At 53.0% G+C, this 20662-nt stretch carries 16 protein-coding genes; 5 read left to right on the top strand and 11 right to left on the bottom strand.

The features are described from left to right. Positions 1 to 3 precede the first annotated feature (3 nt). The 4 genes from A7K91_RS11745 to A7K91_RS11730 all read right to left on the bottom strand — a co-directional run bounded on the left by A7K91_RS11745 (position 4) and on the right by A7K91_RS11730 (position 7489). Positions 4 to 3285 (bottom strand): transglutaminase-like domain-containing protein, encoded by a 3282-nt coding sequence (locus A7K91_RS11745; RefSeq protein WP_068682866.1) that lies wholly within the window; start codon positions 3283 to 3285, stop codon positions 4 to 6. Further along, the gene (locus A7K91_RS11740) at positions 3272 to 4696 is read right to left on the bottom strand and encodes a DUF58 domain-containing protein (RefSeq protein ID WP_068682864.1); all 1425 of its coding nucleotides are present in this window, start codon (positions 4694 to 4696) and stop codon (positions 3272 to 3274) included. Before A7K91_RS11740 ends, A7K91_RS11745 begins: the two co-directional genes overlap by 14 nt. Beyond that, complete coding sequence (locus A7K91_RS11735) at positions 4693 to 5808, bottom strand: AAA family ATPase (protein WP_245697453.1); 1116 nt, start codon at positions 5806 to 5808, stop codon at positions 4693 to 4695. The genes A7K91_RS11740 and A7K91_RS11735 overlap by 4 nt, the downstream gene beginning before the upstream one ends. Positions 5809 to 5971: 163 nt before the next feature. Then, complete coding sequence (locus A7K91_RS11730; protein WP_068682862.1) at positions 5972 to 7489, bottom strand: polysaccharide deacetylase family protein; 1518 nt, start codon at positions 7487 to 7489, stop codon at positions 5972 to 5974. Positions 7490 to 7752: 263 nt separating this feature from the next. Here A7K91_RS11730 and A7K91_RS11720 point away from each other — a divergent pair, with 263 nt between their 5' ends. Continuing rightward, on the top strand, positions 7753 to 8298 hold the full coding sequence (locus tag A7K91_RS11720; RefSeq protein WP_068682857.1) for a hypothetical protein: 546 nt from the start codon (positions 7753 to 7755) through the stop codon (positions 8296 to 8298). Positions 8299 to 8438: 140 nt separating this feature from the next. On the opposite strand, the gene bcp is transcribed toward A7K91_RS11720, so the two are convergent. Genes bcp through A7K91_RS11700 form a run of 4 tightly spaced genes read right to left on the bottom strand, consistent with a single transcriptional unit; the run spans position 8439 to position 11582 of the window. Next, positions 8439 to 8903 (bottom strand): thioredoxin-dependent thiol peroxidase, encoded by a 465-nt coding sequence (gene bcp / locus A7K91_RS11715; RefSeq protein ID WP_068682855.1) that lies wholly within the window; start codon positions 8901 to 8903, stop codon positions 8439 to 8441. Positions 8904 to 8960: 57 nt separating this feature from the next. Continuing rightward, a complete protein-coding gene (locus tag A7K91_RS11710; protein ID WP_068682853.1) occupies positions 8961 to 9752 on the bottom strand; it encodes an ABC transporter permease in 792 nt (263 codons plus the stop codon). Positions 9753 to 9756: 4 nt separating this feature from the next. Next, a complete protein-coding gene (locus tag A7K91_RS11705; protein ID WP_068682851.1) occupies positions 9757 to 10551 on the bottom strand; it encodes an ABC transporter permease in 795 nt (264 codons plus the stop codon). Further along, positions 10548 to 11582 (bottom strand): ABC transporter ATP-binding protein, encoded by a 1035-nt coding sequence (locus A7K91_RS11700; RefSeq protein ID WP_068682849.1) that lies wholly within the window; start codon positions 11580 to 11582, stop codon positions 10548 to 10550. The genes A7K91_RS11705 and A7K91_RS11700 overlap by 4 nt, the downstream gene beginning before the upstream one ends. 578 nt (positions 11583 to 12160) lie before the next feature. Here A7K91_RS11700 and A7K91_RS11695 point away from each other — a divergent pair. From A7K91_RS11695 to A7K91_RS11675, 4 genes are all read left to right on the top strand, one after another. Then, the gene (locus A7K91_RS11695) at positions 12161 to 13429 is read left to right on the top strand and encodes an LCP family protein (RefSeq protein WP_082967401.1); all 1269 of its coding nucleotides are present in this window, start codon (positions 12161 to 12163) and stop codon (positions 13427 to 13429) included. 971 nt (positions 13430 to 14400) lie between these two features. Continuing rightward, positions 14401 to 15711: a glutamate-1-semialdehyde 2,1-aminomutase gene (locus A7K91_RS11685; RefSeq protein ID WP_068683141.1), complete on the top strand. Its 1311-nt coding sequence runs from the start codon at positions 14401 to 14403 to the stop codon at positions 15709 to 15711. A 162-nt stretch (positions 15712 to 15873) separates the two neighbouring features. Next, entirely contained in the window at positions 15874 to 16383 is a 510-nt protein-coding gene (locus A7K91_RS11680) for a GNAT family N-acetyltransferase (protein ID WP_082967400.1), read from the top strand. Positions 16384 to 16388: 5 nt separating this feature from the next. Next, entirely contained in the window at positions 16389 to 16607 is a 219-nt protein-coding gene (locus tag A7K91_RS11675; protein WP_068682845.1) for a hypothetical protein, read from the top strand. Between the two features lie 84 nt (positions 16608 to 16691). On the opposite strand, the gene A7K91_RS11670 is transcribed toward A7K91_RS11675, so the two are convergent. Genes A7K91_RS11670 through A7K91_RS27375 form a run of 3 tightly spaced genes read right to left on the bottom strand, consistent with a single transcriptional unit; the run spans position 16692 to position 20648 of the window. Then, positions 16692 to 17702, bottom strand: coding sequence for a FecCD family ABC transporter permease (locus tag A7K91_RS11670; RefSeq protein ID WP_068682843.1), 1011 nt, complete (start codon positions 17700 to 17702; stop codon positions 16692 to 16694). Further along, a complete protein-coding gene (locus tag A7K91_RS11665) occupies positions 17695 to 18705 on the bottom strand; it encodes a FecCD family ABC transporter permease (RefSeq protein ID WP_068682841.1) in 1011 nt (336 codons plus the stop codon). Before A7K91_RS11665 ends, A7K91_RS11670 begins: the two co-directional genes overlap by 8 nt. Beyond that, the gene (locus A7K91_RS27375) at positions 18705 to 20648 is read right to left on the bottom strand and encodes an ABC transporter substrate-binding protein (RefSeq protein WP_082967399.1); all 1944 of its coding nucleotides are present in this window, start codon (positions 20646 to 20648) and stop codon (positions 18705 to 18707) included. Before A7K91_RS27375 ends, A7K91_RS11665 begins: the two co-directional genes overlap by 1 nt. Positions 20649 to 20662: the final 14 nt, after the last annotated feature.

Raw genomic sequence — 20662 nt, 5'->3', positions numbered from 1 at the left:
CGCTTAATACTCTGGTTCCCTTTTGCCAAACGGAATGGGCTTGGATTTTTTAATCAGCAACTTGCATGTCTGCTTCAATTCCTGGGGAGATGGTGCGTCAAAGGATTGTCCAGGCCTTCCAAAAGCCGCCATTTCACCCCAAGAGTTCAGCCGACGAAGCTCCATTCGTCGCTCGGCCTCTGTAATCCTGGCCTCCAATGCATTCATTCGCTGCCTGGAGGTTAGGCCGCCGCTATCGCCGTCTCCTTCCAGAAGCGCCATAACTGCTGCTGCTGCTTTTACCATGCAGACGCGTATGCGCTCACCATTTGCGGCCGATCTGCTTACTTTATCTGCTTTACGAACTTTACCTACTTGGTCTACTTGAGCTATTTGAGCTACTTGTCCGGCTTCAATTACACTATCCGCTTTTCCTGCTCCTGTTGCTTTTCCTGCACCAGTTGTTTTGTCACCCTTGGCAAGCCGCAACGTTTTTCGGGAGTCGGAGGATTGTTGAAAAAAGCCCTTCTTTTTGCTGGCAAGGCGGCTAGGCAGGCCTTCTTCGGAAATGTGTAGATCTGCGAACAGTCGTGATGTGCTTTCTGCGCCAGATATACTGGTGACAGTTACGGTGGCGATAGTGCGTGAGTTGTCACCCGGGCCAGATACAGCGGTGACAGAGCGTGAATAGTCGCCTGGGACTGATACGGCGGTGACAGAGCGTGAATCGTCGCCCGGGCCTGATACGGCGGTGACAGAGCGTGAATCATCGCCCGAGCCATAACTGCTGGCGGCAAAAGCGGGCTTGATGCCCGGGGCTGCGCTGTACCGCGCATAGGCCGCTCCATAGCGGCGCAGCGCTAACGCCAGCCGCAGGCGCAAGCGAAGCTGCTTGCGCTGCGCGATCAGCGCGCATGCGGCGCCAAGCGCCAGCGCGGCCATGCCCGCGGCGACAGCAGCTGCCGCAGGCGCAGCGGCGGCGGCCGCAACGGCGCTGCGCGCCTCCTGCGCGAGCGTGCCTGCCGCTCGCGCCACAGCTTCGGCGGCGGGCTTCGCAGCCGCGCCAAGCCAATCCGCGAGATGCGCCAAGCTCATCTCGCCCCAGCTCGCGGCGCCGGGCCCCGCCGCGAGAGCCGCCGCGCCGCCGGGCAAAGCGGCGGCGGCTGTTGTGGCGCCCGCGCCGCTCATTCCCGGCGTGGGATCAAACGGCACCCAGCCGGCGCCGTCAAAATAAACCTCAACCCATGCGTGCGCATCGGAGGCGCGCACCTGATACGCCGTCATGCCGCCATCGGCGGCTGACGTCTCCGAAGCGGCTTGCCGCAGCGAGCTGCCCTCCAGCACGTCGCCCGGCGTAAATCCCTTCACCCAGCGGGCGGGTATGCCTTGCGAGCGAAGCATAACAACCATCGCGCTGGAGAAATGGACGCAATAGCCGCTCCTTTGCTCAAACAGAAAATGATCAACAAAATCGCTTCCCGACGGCGGCAGCTCGCTGTCCGTTTTTGTATAGCGATACGTTGTCTCCAGATAATGCTCCACGGCTTTAACCCGCTCGTACTGCGAAGTCAAACCGCCGCCGGCTACCTCCGCCGCCAATGCTTCAACGCGCTTCGGCAAAGTGTCAGGCAGCTGCAAGTACCTCTCAAGCTCTTCGGCATCCAGCTTGCTTTCATCAGCTTGGGCGGGAGTCGCCTTCCCTTGCACCCTCTCCCGCTTTTGCCCGCCATTCCCTGCCATCGAAGCGCTCAAATTCTTTTCCCCAAAAGAACCTGCGCTGGCGCTTTTCCCCATTTGCTCTGCTAATGCTTCCTCTAAACGTCCAAGCTGCTCGCTATCGGCGAAGGGAAGGCGGCTAACAACCGTATATCTCTCCACCTTGGCTCCTTCGGTCCCCGCATAAATGACGTCAATATCTTCATTCCGCAGGAAGCTTCCCAGCGTCCTGCGAGGATCGGAACCAATCAGCTCCGAGGCCTCCGCGCCAAGACCGGATGCAAACAAAGGCATAAATGCGGCAGGCCGGTTCCACACGACCGTTTGCACCACCATTGCTCCTTGCGCCCCGCTGCTGTTAAGCTCTCTATCCCCCAAGGAGCTATCTCCACTTCCGTAGATCGCTCCATCCTGAGCGAAGTCATCACCGTTAGCGTCACCTGTCTCACCTGTCTCACCTGTCGCCCCTTCTTCCCCTGAAGCCTCGCCCCCTTTACCAGGCGGTCCGGCATTCGCCTTGCCAGCTTCGTTGTTGACGGGGTGCAGGCTCAAGGCGCCGGAGATATTGCTCCAGCCGCTGCCGTCATAAACCGTTTTGGCCTCGCCTCGCCAATACGCCCTGATCGGCGAAAACCCGATAAATAACGGCTCATCGTTTTCCTCAATCGGCAGGCCCAGTTTGGAATCATCAAAGCCATACCCGGTCAAAGCGCCCCCAAGGCTGCTTGCCTTGGTGGAACGAACGGCAACCGGCGCAGCATGCTCGCCGCCCCAGGCAGAAATAGTGCGCGTCATACGGCTTCCTACCTCCCTGGTCCAGCCAGCAGGCTCCTGGCCTGTGTCGCGCCCCGCAGAAACCAGCAGCCCGCAGCCGACTATAGTCATCGTAAGAAACATTGCGCCAGCCAGCCAGCGCTTGTCGAGATGCTGTATCCGGTCCCACCCTGCCGCCAGCCAGCCTGCTCCAAGTCTTGCTTTTGCCCGGGGCAGCGCGGTTATGGATGCCAGCAGCAGCCCCTCTGCTGTAGACCTGAGCAAAGCAGTCATGACATCCATGCCAAGCCACACATGAAGAGTGACCAAATAAGCCAGCGTGAGGGCAAGCATGCCCAAAGCCGTATGCCGAAGCCAGAGCAAAGCCTGTAGAGCAGGCACCAGCATCGCCCAGCCGATCAGCAGCAGCAGCGTTTGAAGCTCCCCGCCCATTGCCCAAAGGCCATGATCCAGCAATTGCCGGATATTCTCCATGATTAAGGCTGGAAACTTGGCGATCCACTCCATCAAGCTTTGCGCCTCGCCTTTATGAAGCCAGGTTAAACAGAGGAAGCTAAGCAATACGTTGACGCAGCCCTTCGCTATCACAGGCAAATCAAACAATCCAACCATAAGCAAACCGCCAATAACAGCCACCAGAGGCCAAGGATCATGAAGGAGCGCCCATTGCCCGGCTCCAGTCCATGGGAGCAGCCATTCAAGCAGAAGTCCGAACAGGAGCAGGCTGGTTACAAGCCTGTATCCCCAGGTCCCTTCCAATGCCAATGGTTCATCTCTTTCCATGTCCGCATCGTCCTCCCAATTATCCTGCCACATACGCCAGCCCCCCAACACCCGTCACCCTGACGGCCCGCTCCGGGCTTTGTCCCGGATGAAGCCAATATACGCGAATGCCCCGTCCTTCCAGCCAATCCTGCTGCTTGATCATCTCCGTCGTGATGCCGTTATCGTCGATCGCAAAATAAAGCATCAGCTCGCCGCCCGTCTCCGCAAGCATGTCTGAAACATCTCCCCAGCGCAATCGGCTCTCCCAATCCGCGCTAAAAATGGCAAGCTGGTCGCAAGCCCCCATTTCCCTGCATACCTCTGCCAAAATAGCCCCGCCTTTATCGTTGTCCGGCTCCATCCGGGCCATAAGCGAAAGCAGGTCCTCCATACCCCGGCTTTGTCCCGGAGCCAGCTCGCAGCGCCATCGGCTGCTGCACACATGCACGACGGACGAGGACAGCTCCTCGCGCGTCATCCTTAGTGCGCCGCTAATGCAGCCGTCAAGCAGCTGATCATCCTTTTGTCCATTTCGTTCAGGGATAAAGCCGTCGATGACAATCCATGCCGCCGGTGGAGATTCAGACTGGGCAAGCCTGGCAAACAATCCCCTGCCGCGCGCGGCTGCGCGAGCATCCAGATGCCGCGGCGAATCCTCGGGCCGAAAGGGCCTGCTGTCCGGCCCCATTCCTGCAGGCATGCCCATACTTTGCCACGCCCAGCCCTCCTCGCCGATCCGGTGAAGCCTGTAGGAGGAAAACGACTTTGCTTGACTGCTCCAGCTATCCGAAGAATGTGAGCTTCTCCGTTCCTGATCCAGCGCCGCCTTCTCCGCCTCCGTCGGCAGAACCAGCCATTCCTGATGACGCGGAATGATACGCCGGATAGCGGTAAGCCCCAGCCAATCTCCCGCACACAGGCGCAGGGGCGCAGATAGATACGTGCCGCGCCCAAGTCCCGACACTTTATAGGAAAAAACCATCTGCTTCCGAAACCCCGGAACAAGCAAGGCCTGGCATCGAAACCGGCGATTTGCTGCGCCTCCGGCATGATCTCCCCCATCCTGAATGGCCAGCCAGGTTAAAGGCAGAGGCAAGGTCCGTGTAAGCAGCAGCTCCACCACGATATCCTGGCCGGCGTCCACCACAATTCTCTCTTTTGGGATGGTTGCTCCCTTAAGTCCATAACCGTCATTGTCTTCAGATTCAGGCAGCTGAGAGCCTAGGTTCATCGTCCCTCTTGAAGAAGTTATTGCTCCCCGTTCACTAACCTGAATGCCAATGATGGACAATGCCGGAAGCAATCCGCTCGTTAGCGCCACTGCCAGCAGCATGGCGCAAACAAACCATTCTACCGCGCCGCCGCGAATCAATGCCGCTGACAAGGCTGCGGCAAGAGAAGCCAGCAGGACAGTCCACGCTGCAAAACGGGTCCCGTAATGAAACGCTCTGACAGGCTTCATCTGCGCTTCCTCCCGCCTGCAGCGGCTTTTGTTTCCGCCGGAAACGGCACCGCAGCAAACGCCTGGCGGATCAAGTCTTCCGCAGCGGAACTGCCCGCCAGCTCCGCCGCGCTGCTGTAACGGCCGCGCAGGCTCAGGCGGTGGGCAAGCGCTGCTTCGCCCGTCGACAACAAATCATCGGGAATTGCATAGCCTCGGCCATCCAGATAAGCGGCAGCCTGAGCGCATCGAAGCCAATCCCGCAATGCTCTGGGACTTAAGCCAAGCTGTACCTCCGGCGAGGAGCGTGTAAACCTGGCCACGCCAACCATAAATTGCAGCAAGCCTTGATGGACATAGCACTGGCGTGCCTCCGCTTGCATTTGCAGCCATTCCTGCAGCGCAATGACCGGACGAAGCCTATCCGGCTCAATCCGTTTGCCGTCAGCAAATTGCGCCAGCATGTCCTGTTCGTCGGCGTCGCCAGGGTACCCGATCCCAAGCCGCATCATAAAACGGTCAAGCTGCGCCTCGGGCAGCTTGCTTGTCCCTTCGAAGCTAAGCGGATTTTGCGTCGCGAGCAGCATAAACGGAACCGGCAAACGCCGCGTTTTTCCCTCTACGGTTATTCGACGCTCCTCCATCGCTTCAAGCAGAGCCGATTGCGTGCGAGGCGACGTCCGGTTTATTTCATCCGCCAAAACAACGTTAGCCATAATGGGACCCGGCCGGAAAACCAGCTCCTGGCTGCCCGCATTAAAAACAACGCTTCCCGTCACATCGCCAGGCAGCATATCTGAAGTAAATTGAATCCGTTTGAACTCCCCGCCGATACATCTTGCAAAAGCTTGCGCCAGCATCGTTTTTCCCGTGCCGGGGCGGTCCTCCAGCAGCACATGACCGCCTGCCAGCAGCGCGGTAAGGCATTGCCGGATTACTTCCGGCTTGCCCATCAGCGCTTGGCCTACCTTTGCCTGCAAACGCGCCAGCAGCACCTGCGGCGGCTCCGGCCAATGCCGCAGCTCTCCGCCCCCCCTGCTTTCCGCTTCCTCTATCATCTCTGCCGATTCCGCCGTTCCCGATGCTCCGTTTTTACGATTCATGACGCTATTGAATAATTGGGGAGATATCATATCATTGTCGCCTCCTGAAAAATAAATCTATCTATTTTTCAGTCTCCCCACCATTTCAAAAGTTTAGACCTGCTAGAGTCGCGCTCCAAGTCATTTTAGGCGGCTGGGGCTGAGCATATCCGTTGTCCGCTGTCCAAATGACACTTGTTTGCATTGCAGGCTTTTAGCCCTTAATCCAAATTTCTCTTCTCTCCTTGCCCATCTCATAATCCGAGATTTCCATATCGAACAATCCCAGCGTCGACCTTATTGGCGTCAGTCCCAATTGCCCCTCAGAAGACGCTTGCTCCCCCGTTGCCTGAATGCTGCTCCAAAATAATGCCTTTCCATGCAGCGATGCTTCAACTATTCCGCTTTTGCTGTCCTGCTGGTAAGTGCCGCCAAGCCATGCCATCAGACGATCAAAAGGCACCTGGATGGTTCCGTTCTCCAGCGTATAGCTGGCTCCATCCAATTCCAGCACGCCGTTTCCGTAATGGAGATACAGCATCGGCTTTACAGGCTGCGGGTGCGGGTTATATTTTTCAGTGACGCTTCTTGCAGCAGCAAAGGACAACAAGTTTTCGCGATCCATCTTTTTTACGGTGGGCCTTGTCCATTTCAGCTTAGACGCTATCGTAAATTGCATCGGCTTCAGCTGGCTGTCAATGGCCTTGAAGGCATAGCCAAGCCCCTTGTAGTAAGCAATGATTTGAGGCAATGCCTCTATCAGCTCCCCATGCCCGCTGCTGTCATGCAGCAAAACGTTCAAAGAATCTCCGAGCCTCGATTTTTTAACGTTGCTAACGATTTCCGAGGCCGGCACGCCTCTTCTTTTGGAATCGCCGCTGTCTACGTTCCAATCGTGTACGATATAGCCTGCATCCCCAAGCGCGTCAAAATAGCTCTGATCAAAATTCCCGTGCGTGCCTCCCGGAGCTCGAACCAGATTGGTTCTGACGCCTGCCGCTGCATAAATCGCATCGTCTGTTTTCATAATTTGATCCGCAAAAGCCCCGAAACCTCCGTATAGCTGACTGTAAACGTGGTTATAAGTATGATTGCCGATGCTATGCCCTTCCTCCACAATGCGCCGGGCGATATCGGGATTGCGCTCCACATTTTCGCCCAGCACAAAGAAGGTAGCCTTGATCCCTTCCTCCTTCAAAATATCCAATACGGCTGGCGTATGCTTGCTTGGTCCATCGTCGAAGGTCAGGTATACGGTTTTTCCGCCGTCCGGCATTTGGAGTTTAGCGTTGTTTCCCCCGCCGGCCGCTGCCGCAATTGATTCAGTGGTTGCGGGCAAACGTTGAATTCCAGCCTCCTTTTGCCGATGTGCCATACGGTCGGCATCCTCAGACTTGGCTAACTGATTTTTAACTGATGGAGTTTCTTCTAATGCGGTTCTCCCAGACTGGGTTCTCCCTGATTGGGTTCTCTCTAATTGGGTTCTCTCTAATTGGGTTATCTCTAATTGGGTTGTCTCTGGCTGAGTTTTATCTGGGTCGGCAATCGCAGCTATACTCTCCGTTACGGCTAAAACTTCTCCTGAAGCAGCTAATAGTTCGCCAAATTCGGTGGCTACCTCCTTGGCCGCATCCTCGGCATGTCCTATTCCTCCGCTTAAGCCTCCTCCGTATTCCAGCACTCCAAACCACACTAATGCCACGCAAATTGCCACCTGAACCAAACGCCGCATACGCCGCACCCTCTCTATCATGAAATCAAAAATGATTTTTTAAGATTGATAGAGTATATGAAGGTCGGTCCACGCAAATACCTGCTTCCTCAAAGAGATTTATGGCATTTACAAAATCCCTATAGTTGTCCCCTGTTTGACCTGCATCTCCGCCCGCCACAGTTTGTTCCTTTTCAGCTATATATCTGATATATAGCTGAAAATGTAACTTTTTCCCTTCCCCTAGCGTCATAATCTACAACTTCTCAAAAAGGCGGGATATTATGGTAAAAGCTTTTGCACTCTCTCTCTTATTATCATCGTTTATAGTTTTGTCAGCATGCGGGGTCGAAGCTAAGCCGCCCATAGAGGCTGAACCAGCTGCTAGCGACCACAATCCAGCTAACGATCCGGCACAATCGGAGGAACCAAAAGCTTCTTCTACTTCAGACCCTGTAAACTTTAAAGCCAAGCTGAATGTCGACTTTACATCTGTTGAAAGCGAGCTAACTGAAAAAGAGCTCCCTGCGCTAAAGGTGCTAAAAACCAATCTAAATGCGCTAGTCAACCATGATCATGATGCTTTCAAGGCCGGATTTGTTACTGAAAAGCTGGCGGAGGACCTTGATTTTTATTATGGCGACAATTTTCAATACAGCTTTACAGAACTGGAGCTATTCGAAAGGCATACCTACATTGAAAACCAGGTGCATTTTACAATTACCGGCGAAAAGCTGAATACGGATACTAATGAAATACAAGCCGAAAAGCTAATGTACGCCATTCGTCAAAACGAACAAGGGGTTTGGGCCATCTATAACTTGGATTAGTACTGGAGCTGTTTGCATACTCCCCGATGACGCGCGCCAGCTCCTCTGAATTCAATATTCTGTTAGTATTCAACGCAAAAAGGAGCCTTGCACCCACAACGAGCGTGGATATAAGGCTCCTTCAACAATAATACAACAACTCACAGTAGGCTGACCGCCTCCAGGACCGCATCCGCATGCCCCTTCACCTTTACATTGCGCCATTCCTGCACCAGCGTGCCTTTGGCGTCAATAAGAAACGTTGACCGGACGATTCCCATATATTCGCGGCCATACAATTTTTTGAGCTGCCACACTCCGTAAAGCTCGCAAACCTTATGGTTTTCATCGGCCAGCAGCAAATACGGCAGCTCCTTCTTTTCAATAAAGTTGCGATGCGATTTGATGCTGTCCCCGCTTATACCCAGCACCACAGCCCCCATTTTCCGAAATTCGGCATAACGGTCCCTCATATCGCAAGCTTGCACCGTGCAAGTAGCCGTCATATCCTTTGGGTAAAAAAAGATAACCACCGGAGCCCCGCGCAGCTCCATCAAGGAAATGGTCTCTCCATTTGATGCGGGCAACTTGAATTTAGGCGCTTTTTTCCCTAACGCTACCGTCATTCATCAACGCCTCCTCTCTCATTACTGCAACCCCGCCTGCCGTTACTTGTATCCTGCTTACGAGCCTGCTCCCCGGTATCTCTTAACGCCGTGATTCCAGAACGCCAGCCCAAGGCCAAATACGATCAAGCCCATAACCGGCGTCAGCAGCGCCAGCTGAGACAGATCATCCGCTTTTTTCTCCAGAAAATACGAAGCCGGAATGACGCCTACAAACGCAAACGGCAGCAGCCAGGTCAGCATGAAACGGATGATTTTGTTATAAATATTAACCGGATAACGCCCGTAATTCTGAATGTTGTACATCAGCGGCACAATGCCCGTTGGAGCGTCGGAGTAAAAGGAAATCGCGCTGAGCGCCGTATACAGACCGGCATAAATCAACGCCGCTCCGATGATCAACATTAATAAAATAAACAAATCGCTGATTGCAAACGGCAAGCCCAGCTGGCTCCAGCAAAGCGCCATAATGCCGGCTCCAACCGCAGAGCCGATCAGGGACGGCGGATCAACATTTTCGAGCAGCACCTGAAACAGGCTATGGGCGGGACGCGTCAGCACGCGGTCCATCTCGCCTTTTACGATATAACGTTCACTGAAATTCCAGATGCCAAAAAAAGTGCTGAATATGCCATACGGAATCATAAAAAATCCGTAAACAAACACGACCTCGGCCTCCGACCAGCCGCCAAGCGATGGCGTATGCTGGAACACGATCAGAATAAAGATCAGGTTCATGCCTTGGAACAGCAGGTCCGAAAGAACCTCGATCCAGAAGTCGGCGCGGTACGTAAGCCTTGTTTTGGCATAGTTCTTAATATATTCCCAAAATAATGATGCATATCTCATCCCGTTACCCTCCCTGCACGAACAGCCGCTTGCGGGCCGCGCGCCAAATCAGCCAGATTGGAAGGAGCAAAATAACAAACCATAGCGCCTGCAGCCCAAATACGCCCGCCGCTTCTTTAATTGGCGTTCTTCCCGTAAACACAGAGCTTGGCAGATACGTAATCGCTTGAAACGGAAGCCACTGCATAATGCCCGTCAGCCAGCCCGGGAAAAACGCAATTGGCACCACAACGCCGGAAAACAGGTCCACCATGACCCGCTTCATACGCATCATTCCTTCATTATTTTCCACAAAAAACGCAAACAGCCCCGTCAAAATATTAATTTGCGAATTGATGAGGAAGCTGAAAAACAGCATGACGGCATAGATGAGCCACACCGTCGGCTCCTTGGGCAAGGAAACCGGAAAAATCAGACAAACGATAAACAGCCCCGGCACCATAAACAGCAGCAGGCGGAACAGCCCTTCGCCAAAGCCCTGCATCATTTTGACCAGCAGATAGGAATACGGCCGGATCAGCTGCACCGCTACGCTGCCGTCGCGGATTTCGTTCGCGATTTCACGATCCAGATTGTTAAAATAAAACGCCCGCGCCATCCACGAAACGGCGATATACGTGGTCATCTGCGGCACGGTAAAGCCGGCGAGCGATTCCTGGCTGCCATAAATGGCCTGCCACAGGAAATAATACGCTCCTATATTAATGGCATAAATAATTATGCCGCTGTAATAATTGACGCGATACGCCAGCATCATTAAAAAGCGGATGCGGATAAAATCAATATATGCGCTAATCATCCCGAAGCAAGCTCCTTCTTGGCTTCATCCGCATCAGCAGTGCCGGACTGGTAGATGCCGCGCACGATTTCGTCCGTATTGGTTTCGATAATTTTGATATCGCGAATATCCGCTCCGCCTACCACTCTTGCCATCGCATCGGAAAAGCTGACGGAATGAGGCACAAACAATCTGGCGCTTACGTCATTTTCGATGGTCCATTCCGTATCCAGATCGCTTGTCAGCTCCTGAAGCTTCGCCAAAGGCGTCTGCTTCCCAAACTGGAATACGATTTCCCGGCCCTTGCTCCACTTTGTTTTCAGCTCTTCCAATCCGCCATCATAAATAATGCGCCCGTCGTCCAGCATCACCACTCTGGAGCACAACGCTTCGATATCCTGAAGATCATGCGTCGTGAGAAGAATGGTTGTGCCTTCTTCCCGATTCATTTCCATTAGAAAATCGCGGATTTCGGTTTTGACCACGATATCCAAACCGATGGTGGGCTCATCCAGAAACAAAATTTTGGGATTATGCAGCAGCGAAGCCACCAGCTCGCAACGCATGCGCTGACCCAGGCTCAGCTTGCGCACAGGACGGTTCAGCAAATCTCCTAATTGAAGACGTTCCACCAGCCGGTCCAGCCGCCTGCGGAAGTCCTGCTCCGGCACACGATAGACCTTACGGAGCAAACGGAACGATTCGATTACGCCGATATCCCACCATAGCTGGGAGCGTTGACCAAAAACAACGCCAATTTCGTTAACGAATTTTTCCCGGTCACGGTAAGGCACATAACCATTCACCTTGATCTCTCCCGCCGTCGGCACAAGAATGCCGGTCAGCATTTTGATCGTTGTTGATTTCCCGGCTCCATTTTCGCCGATATATCCGCAAATCTCGCCCTGTGGAATTTGGAACGAAATGTCCTTAACCGCCCTTACTTCCCTGTATTCCCGCTTAAACAGATCCTTTAGCGCGCCAGACAAGCCTTCGCGGTTTTTCTGCACGCGAAAATCCTTTCGCAAATCTTTGACATCAATAGCAAGCATCGTGCTGTGGACAGCTCCTCTCGTTTCGACATTTCCCCGGAAATAATGGAATAACTCCGGCAATCGACAGAATGACTTCTGGCAATCCCCGCCGCAATTCCGGACTTGTCGGAAAAACAAATAGTTGAAGTTGGAAGAAAAACCCTTTTAATAAGCCAGCTTTATGAGAGTTTTCTAATCTCAACATAAATTTACTTTCAAGTTGACCAGCATTATCTTACAATATTCTCGTTCCATTTCTTGCATGGTCATGTCTTAAACCTCGCTGGAGCGGCGACGTGCACCGCTTTTTTGTCCCTTGCCGACACGTTAATCCTCGATTAGCTCCTGGATTAAGCCATCGAAAAGCGCCTGGCCTGGGGCAATCATTCGGCAATATCTGCTCCTTGCAGAAGTTTAGACATCATTATTATTGCAAAACTTGCAACAGGTCTATCTTGAGCTTTATAATTTTATGATATGTAATCATACATCAGTTATCGTCAGGCGTAAATGTCTATGTAAGGTTGCTCCAATGACCTGCCGCTTGCCGGCCTGCCTGTACTGACCCACATGCCCGAAAGGAGATTGCACACGCAATGCGTACAAAAAAATTCCGCTGGAAGTGGGTTATTATTAGCCTGTCCACTGTAGCGGCAGTCATTATTGGCATCACCATTTATTGGGGAGCCGGCGTCTACAGCGCATTGAATGACTTTCAAAAACCGCCGGAGGAATCTCGCTTTCAAGAGATCGAGCCGGAGAAAACAGTCGAAATTCCGAAATGGGAAGGGAAAGAACGAGTCAACATCCTGCTGCTTGGCGGAGATGCCCGCGATGCCGCGGAAGGAGAGGTCGCACGATCTGACTCCCTGCTTGTCGCTTCCTTTGATCCTGTAACTAAAAAAGCACATTTATTCTCGATTCTTCGGGACACCTATACGGATATAGAGGGATATGGACGCGGACGCATCAACACGGCCATTACGGTCGGCGGCCCTTCATTAGCCATGAAATCGGCAGGCGATCTGCTGGGGCTGGAAATACAATATTATGTATACACCGATTTTGAAGGCTTCAAATCGTTGATTGATACAATCGGCGGCATCTGGTTTGATGTCGAAAAGAATATGAGGTACCGCGACAACGCTGACGGAAACCGCTACGACATCAACCTGGAGAAGGGATACCAGCTGCTTGATGGCGACAAGGCTTTGCAATATGTGCGATTCCGTCATGATGCAATGAGCGATTACACGCGCACAGAACGCCAGCGTAACTTCCTGAAGGCAGTGGCCGACAAGCTGCAATCCGGATGGAACCTGATTCGCATGAAGGAAATTTTGGACAGCGTGTCTCCTTATATTGAAACCAATCTGGCGGTCAGCGACATGCTGAAGCTTGCCCAGCTTGGCGTAGAAAGCCATGTTGGAGGTACAGCACAGGTTCCGCCAATGGAGCTCGTCAAGGAAGAAACCATCGGCGGCGCGTCCGTCATCAGCATACGGGATGAAGATGCCTTGCTTGGCTATGTCCAGGAAATACTATCCAAAGACGATACTGTGCCGCCTCCTTCAGAGTCTCCTGACGGAACAGGCGAACAAAGCACAACGGATGGAGCCAGCTCCACGTCCGATGGCGGCTCGGCATCCAATGGCAGCTCCACTTCCAGTGGCGGCTCCACATCCAATAGCGGCTCCGCAAGCCCAAGCCGCAATGGCTCCGCCGGCGGCACCAGCATCTACAATGGCAATCGTTCTAACGGAGCCGATAGCTTAAATGGAGGTTACCCCGGAACATCTCGTATATCGGGAGGCAGTTCGTCAGGGAGCAGCAGTTCCTCCTCCCGTTCAGGAAGCGCCAGCTAATACAAATTCCTGATGAGAGCGAGCACCCCCTTTTATGTAAGCTCGTTTATGGTGGCTTGTAGATACAAACTCACTAAGGGAAGCTTGTTGGTGCGCGGTTGCACATATTGACACGATAAAGCTGACTTGTTGGTGCGCGGTTGCACATATTGACACGATCAGGCAGACTTGTTGATGCGCTTTTGCACATATGACACGATAAAGCAGACTTGTTGATGCGCTTTTGCACATATGACACGATAATGCAGACTTGTAAGCGCAAATTTGCATTTTATTAGGCTTTTGACTGCTAACTTCTTTTAATGCTTCCTCTTCCCGGCGACGACGGACGAGGACTTGAAAAACATGTTTCCGGCGCCGCTGCATAAGCGGCGCTTACTCATTTATGAAGTTGGTAATAAAACGTATCAACTAGAAAATAGAAATAATTTCAGGATATCAATCGCTCAATTAAACCTCCAAGCTCCAAACCCTGAAGAGGGGCATAGGGGCATCATGTGAATGATTAGCTGACACAAATCTTTCATTTTGTACGAGGAAACGTACAAAATGCCGATTTTCGCGCGGCCTGCCCCTTGTTTTGTACGAGGAATCGTACAAAATACCGATTTCCGTGCGGCCAGCCTTTTGTTTTGTACGAGGAATCGTACAAAATGCTGATTTCCGTGCGGCCAGCCCCTTGTTTTGTACGAGGAATCGTACAAAATACCGATTTCCGTGCGGCCAGCGTTTTGTTTTGTAAGACAAATCGTACATTTTCCTCCATCAGCACAGCGGGCGGGGATTCATTCCAACTCTTTTGGGCCACCGCCTCCTGTAAAATTGCAGCTTTTTCATGCGGAGCGCTCGCATTTTTATGAATGTTGCCTCTAGTTTAATGCGGGTGTTTCCACTCCACATGTCTCATAATTCCAATTGCTGATTTCTGAATAGAGCAGCTTTTATTAAAGCTTATAAGGAGTATGAATATGATGACTAATCAAAGACCAACCTCGCAGGTGTTGTATGAAACGGCGCTGCAGCATATTGTAGGGGGCGTAAACAGCCCCTCCCGCTCCTACAAGGCCGTTGGCGGCGGAGCTCCCGTCTTTATGAAACGGGCGGAGGGCGCTCATTTCTGGGATGTCGACAACAACCGCTATATTGATTACCTCGCCGCATACGGGCCTATCATTACTGGTCACGCCCACCCCCATATTACGGAAGCCATCGTTAAAGCTGCCCGCGACGGAGTTTTATACGGCACGCCAACCGAGCTTGAAATCAAGCTGGCCATGATGCTTAAGGAAGCCATCCCTTCCATGGACAAGGTTCGTTTTGTTAATTCAGGCACCGAAGCCGTTATGACAACGATTCGTGTCGCAAGAGCTTACACCGGACGCAGCAAAATCATCAAATTTGCCGGCTGCTATCACGGTCATTCCGATCTAGTGCTGGTTGCCGCAGGCTCCGGCCCGTCCACGCTTGGCATTCCGGATAGCGCTGGTATCCCGACTACCATCGCTCATGAGGTGATCACAGTGCCGTTTAACAACCTGCCTGCCTTGAAGGAGGCTCTGGAGCGCTGGGGCCACGAAACCGCTGCAGTCATGGTTGAGCCTATCGTCGGCAACTTTGGCATGGTCATGCCGCATGAGGGTTATCTGGAGGGGTTGTGCAGTCTTGCGCGGGAGGCAGGTTCATTAGTGATCTATGATGAAGTCATCAGCGCTTTCCGTTTTCATTATGGCTCCGCGCAAACCTTTAGCGCTTTTCCGGATCATGACGCCATTCAGCCGGATCTAACCGCACTGGGCAAAATTATCGGGGGAGGCCTTCCCATTGGAGCTTACGGCGGGCGAAAAGAAATTATGGAGCAGGTTGCTCCGCTGGGTCCCGCTTATCAGGCGGGCACAATGGCTGGCAATCCCGCTTCCATATCCGCAGGCATCGCTTGTCTGGAGGTGCTGCAGGAGTCCGGCATATACGACCGGATGGATGGTCTGGCAGCCAAGCTTGCCCACGGCTTACAGGAGGCTGCGGACCGAAATGGCGTACCGTTAACCATCAATCGCATACGCGGTTCGTTTTCGGCTCATTTCTGCAATCATCCTATTACCAATTATGATGAAGCTCAAGATACAGATGGCGAGCAATTTGGGCGTTTTTTCAAGCTGATGCTGGATCAAGGCATTAATCTGGCGCCGTCCAAATATGAGGCCTGGTTCCTGACAACGGCGCATACCGAGCAGGACATCCAAGTAACGATAGCAGCAGCTCAAACCGCTTTTGCCCAGTTATAACAGAATCAGTATAGAGCCAGGATAGAACCAGAATAGAGCCAAAATAGAGCCAGCCCAGCACACCGTGCTGAGCTTCCCGCCTGGCGGACTACTGCCAGCAACCACTAGTTGAACGGATATAGCAGCAATGATAAGACAAAATATTGTAATGGAGGCGTTATTTTGCTAACGACAAGACTTTCCGAAACCAGAGATTTGCCGGATATGCTGGCGCTTGACAGTAAAGTCTGGAATTACGACAATTCACCAGCCGACTTAACCAAACAAACAACGCTTGAGCAATTTGCCGAACACAACCCTCCCGGTTCACAACTAGTTGCGGAGCTTGATGGTGTTTTTTGCGGGTATGTGGGCATGCGTCCTCCAACCTCCCTTCTGTCCAACCGCCACGTAGTCGAGCTGGCTATTGCGGTAGATTCACGATTCAGAGGCGCAGGCATCGGACGCGCGCTTCTGGAGGCTGCTGAACAATATGCAGCATCGCAAGGAAAGAGAAAGCTTTACTTGCGCGTATTATCGAGTAATACGGGAGCGATCGCTTTTTATGAAAAATGTGGTTTTATCCTTCAAGGAAGAATGGTCGAGGAGTTTTTCATTAACGGAAGGTACGTTGACGATTTGCTGATGTACAAGCCGCTCCAAGCTGGGAAGCTGCCAACCGTTCTAGACTGACCAGCATGGCTAACCGCAGAGGAGCGGTTGTGTTAAGCTCCGTAGGAGCGGCTGCGTTAAGCTCCAAAGGAGCGGCTGCGTTAAGCTCCAGAGGAGCGGCTGCGTTAAGCTCCAAAGGAGCGGCTGCGTTAAGCTCCAGAGGAGCGGTTGTGTTAAGCTCCGTAGGAGCGGTTGTGTTAAGCTCCGTAGGAGCGGCCGCGTTAAGCCGCAGATTTTATCGCTAATAACAATCTGATCGTTTGTGTTAAAAAAGAAGCTGTCAACCGCTGTCATGCGGAAGGCAGCTTCTTTTGGCGAAAGAAAAGTCATCAGGGAGCAGAAATGCTTCTTTGTCTGGTTTTGAACAGCAAAAAAATAAAAAAAGGAGCGCCAACGCCGGCGGTAAAAACACCGGCGGGAATATCCAGCGGCATAAACAGCATTCGTCCTCCCAAATCCGCAAGAAGCAGCAAAGCTGCCCCGGTCAAGGCGGACATTGGCAGCACCAGACGGTAGGAGGCCCCGACAAGCAGCCGCGACAAATGAGGAGCCATTAAACCTATGAAGGACAGCGTCCCCGCAACGCCAACGGCCGCTCCGCATAAAGCCACGCATATCAATAGCGCAAGCAGCCTGCTTCGCTGCAATGAGCTTCCTAGCCCGATTGCGGCGGGCGCTCCTAGCGATTGCACGTTTAGCTCCCTGAACAGCAGCATGGCGCAGGGCAGCAGAATTACAATCCACGGCCATAACATTTTGATATACGTCCAGTTTGTCCCGTAGATGCTGCCCGTCGTCCAGCTTAGCACCTGCGTCGCCAGGTAAGAAGGCCCGCTGATGAGCAGAAACGTCGTCAACGCACCCGCAGCAGCAGATAAGCCGATGCCAATAATGACAAGCCGCGATGGCGATATGCCTTTTTTCCAGCCTAACCCGTACAAAAGCGCTGCGGCAGCCAGCGCGCCCGCAGCGGCGACAAAGGGTATCCAATGAACGCTAAAGCCTTTGACCAGCGTCATAAACGCCACAACACATACGGATGCTCCTCCTGTTACGCCCAGCACGTCGGGAGAAGCCAAAGGGTTGCGCACAACGCCCTGCAGCAGGGCTCCAGCAACGCCTAATGCGGCCCCGACCATAATCGCGGCAAGAATGCGCGGCAGACGAAGCTGAAGGACAATCATGCTGCTATCTACTTCCCCTCTGCCCGCCAGCGTCGCCAGCACCTCCATGAATGACAGCTTTGTAGTTCCCAGACTGAGCGAAATCAGCGCGATAGCAATGACGATAGCCAAAGCTCCGCCTACAATTGCTCCGCCTGCTTTGCGGCGGCTAATCATGCTTTCGCCTCCTCGCGATGGCAATCAGAAACGGTACGCCGAGCAAGGCGGTTGCAATGCCTACGGGAACCTCGCGCGGCATCAGTACAAAACGCGACAGCAAATCGGCTCCAACCAGCAAAAGCGCGCCTGCAACGGCACTATACGGCAGCAGCCAGCGATGATCCTCACCGGCTATAGCCCTGCACACATGCGGAACCATCAGCCCGACAAAAGCAATTGGCCCGGCAGCGGCAACCGAGCTGCCCGCCAGCAGTATGACAGCGGCGGCGGCCAGGGACTGAACAAGCTTCAGCCTCATCCCCAGCCCTTTCGCATTGTCGTCTCCCAAGGCCATGACATTAAGCGAAGGCCCAATGCCAAGCGCAACCAGCCAGCCAAGCGACATATAAGGCAGCACCTGCTGCAAATGCTCCAGCTTCCTTCCAGATACGGAGCCGATCATCCAGAACAAAGCGTCTTCGAGCGCCTGACCATTCAGCAGAATCAATCCGGAGGTCAAAGAAGCGGAAAAAGCCGCAATTGACGCGCCTGCAAGCGTCAGCCTTGCCGTATCGAGCTTTCCGCCTCCCAGGCTTCCTAATACAAAAACAATAACGGCCGTTACGGCAGCCCCCGCAAGCGCAATAGGAATCATCCCGCCGATTGTGAGCGACGAGCCGTAGAGAACAAGAGCCGCTACAACGCATAAGGAAGCTCCGGCATTAATGCCAAATACGGAAGGAGAGGCCAGCGGATTGCGGGTCAACACCTGCATGATAACACCGGCCATAGCCAGACTTGCTCCAACAGCAGCCGCAATAAGAGTGCGGGGCATACGCACCGTCGATATGAGCAAATGCTCATTCGATCCGTCGAAAAGGGCGTACGCCTGCCAAAGCTCCCGCACCCCGAACGATTGAATGCCGCGCAAAACACTAAACAACATGACAAACAGCAGGACCGCAACACCTGTTGCCAGCCCTGCCAAAAGTTTTGGATTCCGGTTGCGCTTCGAGTGCATTAATTCGCCTCAAAATAATCCAGGATTTCATCAAGCAGCAGGTTTGCCGCCTCGTATCCCCCGGCCGTATTCCAGATAGCCTCATCCACCTTGACAACCTTGCCGTTTTTGGAAACCTCCAAATTTTTGAATAACGGATCCTCCAGCCATTCCTGTGCAACCTTGGAGGCTTCATTGTCCTCCTGCGTTTCCGAAACAAAGTAGAACATGACGTCGCCGTCCATGCTGGAAATAGTCTCCTTGGACAGCACTTCAATAAAGTCGTCCTTGTCCTGGGAGGCCGGCCGAGCAAAGCCAAGCTGGTCAAGCAGCACGCCCGAGAATGTTTGCTTCAAGTAGATGCGGACCTGGCTTGGGGTAAAGCGGACGATGGAGATTTTGGAATCCAGCTTGTCCGCCAGCTTGGCTTTTGCTTCCTCGACGCGGTGGTCAAAAGCCTCCATCAGCTCCTTGCCTTCCTCTTCCTTGTTCACTGCTCTGGAATACAAGGAGAAGTTGATTTTCCAATCTCCGGCCAAATCCTCGGAAAATATCGTTGGTGCAAGAGCATTAAGCTGCTCGTAAATTTTTTCCTGGCGCACCTTGTTGCCGATGATCAAATCCGGCTTCAGGCTGGCGATCAGCTCGATGTTGGGCTGGAGCTCATCTCCAACAACTACAACATCCTTCATGTCGCCGGCAATGTGATTGTACCAGGGGTCCTGATACCAGGACTGAACTGCTCCGACTGGCTTGATACCAAGCGCCAATAGCGCCTCCGTGCCCTCATTTGTTAAAATGACGACTCGTTCAGGAGTACCAGACAGCGTCCTTTCACCCATCGCATGCTTGATTGTTCTTGATGAGTCCGCCGGGGTTGACTCCGCAGACTGGGAAGCTGTTGGCGACGAGCTAGCAGCCGGACCCGCAGCCTGATTGCCCGCTCCGCCGCCACATGCGCTAATCACCAGCGTAAGACAGATTACGAGCACGGTTAGCATTTTTTTAGATTGAAAGTACATGGATGAATCTCCCTCTCCCCTATATTGATAATGATTATCAAAGCCAATATCAATATAACCGGAGTTGCCCCATTGAGCAATGGACGATGTAGACATAATCAATGGATCATCTGGACGAAGGTTTTTTTCGCGGTAGCTGGCCGGCGACAGGCCAGTATGCTTCTTAAACAGCCTGCTGAAATAATAGCTGTCGGCATAGCCTACGCTTTCCGCAATCGTTTTGAGCGGCATGCCTCTGTCCGTCAACAGCTCCTTCGCTTTGCTCAGTCTTAATCCAATGACATAATCAATAGGCGAGGTATGAAAAGCCTCCCGGAATTTACGCATCAGCTGTCTCGGGCTGCAATCCAGCAATTCCGCAAGCTGCTCCAGCGTAACCGGTTCACGATAATGCTCTTGTATATAGTCCGCCGCCTGTGCCGCAAGGTCAGGCTGGACATAGCGTATTTCGTTCCGGCTCAATTGTCCCGCGATTTCATAAACCCATTGATAAAACAAAGCTTTGGCCATCAGCTTGTTCAAATCGTTGGCCTTTTGCCACTCGGCATAAATACGCTTCGCCTTGTCGAGCAGATAAATGGGCTGGTTTGCGCGAATGACATATTGCGCCTGGAAAGGCGACTCCTGCTGCATGATATCCATCTTTTGGCGGCTGCGCTGCGGCAGCGTCGTTTTGTACAAGATGACGTAATACCGGCACTCGCATTCCGGCACCATATCAAGCTGCATGCCTTTTCCGCCATGCAATACAGAATAAGGCTTAAGCGTCCGAAGCCTGTCATCCATTCGGACCTTTGCCGTCCCGGCGGCAAAATACAAATAGGCGCTGGCAGGAAGACGCCAGCGCTCCTCTCCTTGTCCAGCCCGCAATACGTGCAGCCTGACATCCATAATTTGCAGATGCGCCGCATTGAGCAGCTTGATGTGCGCTTCCAAATTCATTTGTTAATAAACCT

This window comes from Paenibacillus oryzae (genome assembly GCF_001675045.1).
In the GTDB taxonomy this organism is placed as follows: Bacteria; Bacillota; Bacilli; order Paenibacillales; family Paenibacillaceae; genus Pristimantibacillus; species Pristimantibacillus oryzae.
The sequence above is the reverse complement of the archived record's forward strand: the minus strand, read 5'-3'. Positions and strand labels throughout refer to the sequence as shown.

Bases quoted from the DNA above. Each gene is read 5' to 3' on its own strand.
- A7K91_RS11670 (WP_068682843.1), bottom strand. From the start codon at position 17,702: ATGATTAGCCGCCGCAAAGCAGGCGGAGCAATTGTAGGCGGAGCTTTG.
- A7K91_RS11685 (WP_068683141.1), top strand. From the start codon at position 14,401: ATGACTAATCAAAGACCAACCTCGCAGGTGTTGTATGAAACGGCGCTG.
- A7K91_RS11740 (WP_068682864.1), bottom strand. From the start codon at position 4,696: ATGAAGCCTGTCAGAGCGTTTCATTACGGGACCCGTTTTGCAGCGTGG.
- A7K91_RS11705 (WP_068682851.1), bottom strand. From the start codon at position 10,551: ATGATTAGCGCATATATTGATTTTATCCGCATCCGCTTTTTAATGATG.
- A7K91_RS11745 (WP_068682866.1), bottom strand. From the start codon at position 3,285: ATGTGGCAGGATAATTGGGAGGACGATGCGGACATGGAAAGAGATGAA.
- A7K91_RS11675 (WP_068682845.1), top strand. From the start codon at position 16,389: ATGGCTAACCGCAGAGGAGCGGTTGTGTTAAGCTCCGTAGGAGCGGCT.
- A7K91_RS11665 (WP_068682841.1), bottom strand. From the start codon at position 18,705: ATGCACTCGAAGCGCAACCGGAATCCAAAACTTTTGGCAGGGCTGGCA.
- A7K91_RS11695 (WP_082967401.1), top strand. From the start codon at position 12,161: ATGCGTACAAAAAAATTCCGCTGGAAGTGGGTTATTATTAGCCTGTCC.
- bcp (WP_068682855.1), bottom strand. From the start codon at position 8,903: ATGACGGTAGCGTTAGGGAAAAAAGCGCCTAAATTCAAGTTGCCCGCA.
- A7K91_RS11720 (WP_068682857.1), top strand. From the start codon at position 7,753: ATGGTAAAAGCTTTTGCACTCTCTCTCTTATTATCATCGTTTATAGTT.
- A7K91_RS11710 (WP_068682853.1), bottom strand. From the start codon at position 9,752: ATGAGATATGCATCATTATTTTGGGAATATATTAAGAACTATGCCAAA.
- A7K91_RS11735 (WP_245697453.1), bottom strand. From the start codon at position 5,808: ATGATATCTCCCCAATTATTCAATAGCGTCATGAATCGTAAAAACGGA.
- A7K91_RS11730 (WP_068682862.1), bottom strand. From the start codon at position 7,489: ATGCGGCGTTTGGTTCAGGTGGCAATTTGCGTGGCATTAGTGTGGTTT.
- A7K91_RS11700 (WP_068682849.1), bottom strand. From the start codon at position 11,582: ATGCTTGCTATTGATGTCAAAGATTTGCGAAAGGATTTTCGCGTGCAG.
- A7K91_RS27375 (WP_082967399.1), bottom strand. From the start codon at position 20,648: ATGAATTTGGAAGCGCACATCAAGCTGCTCAATGCGGCGCATCTGCAA.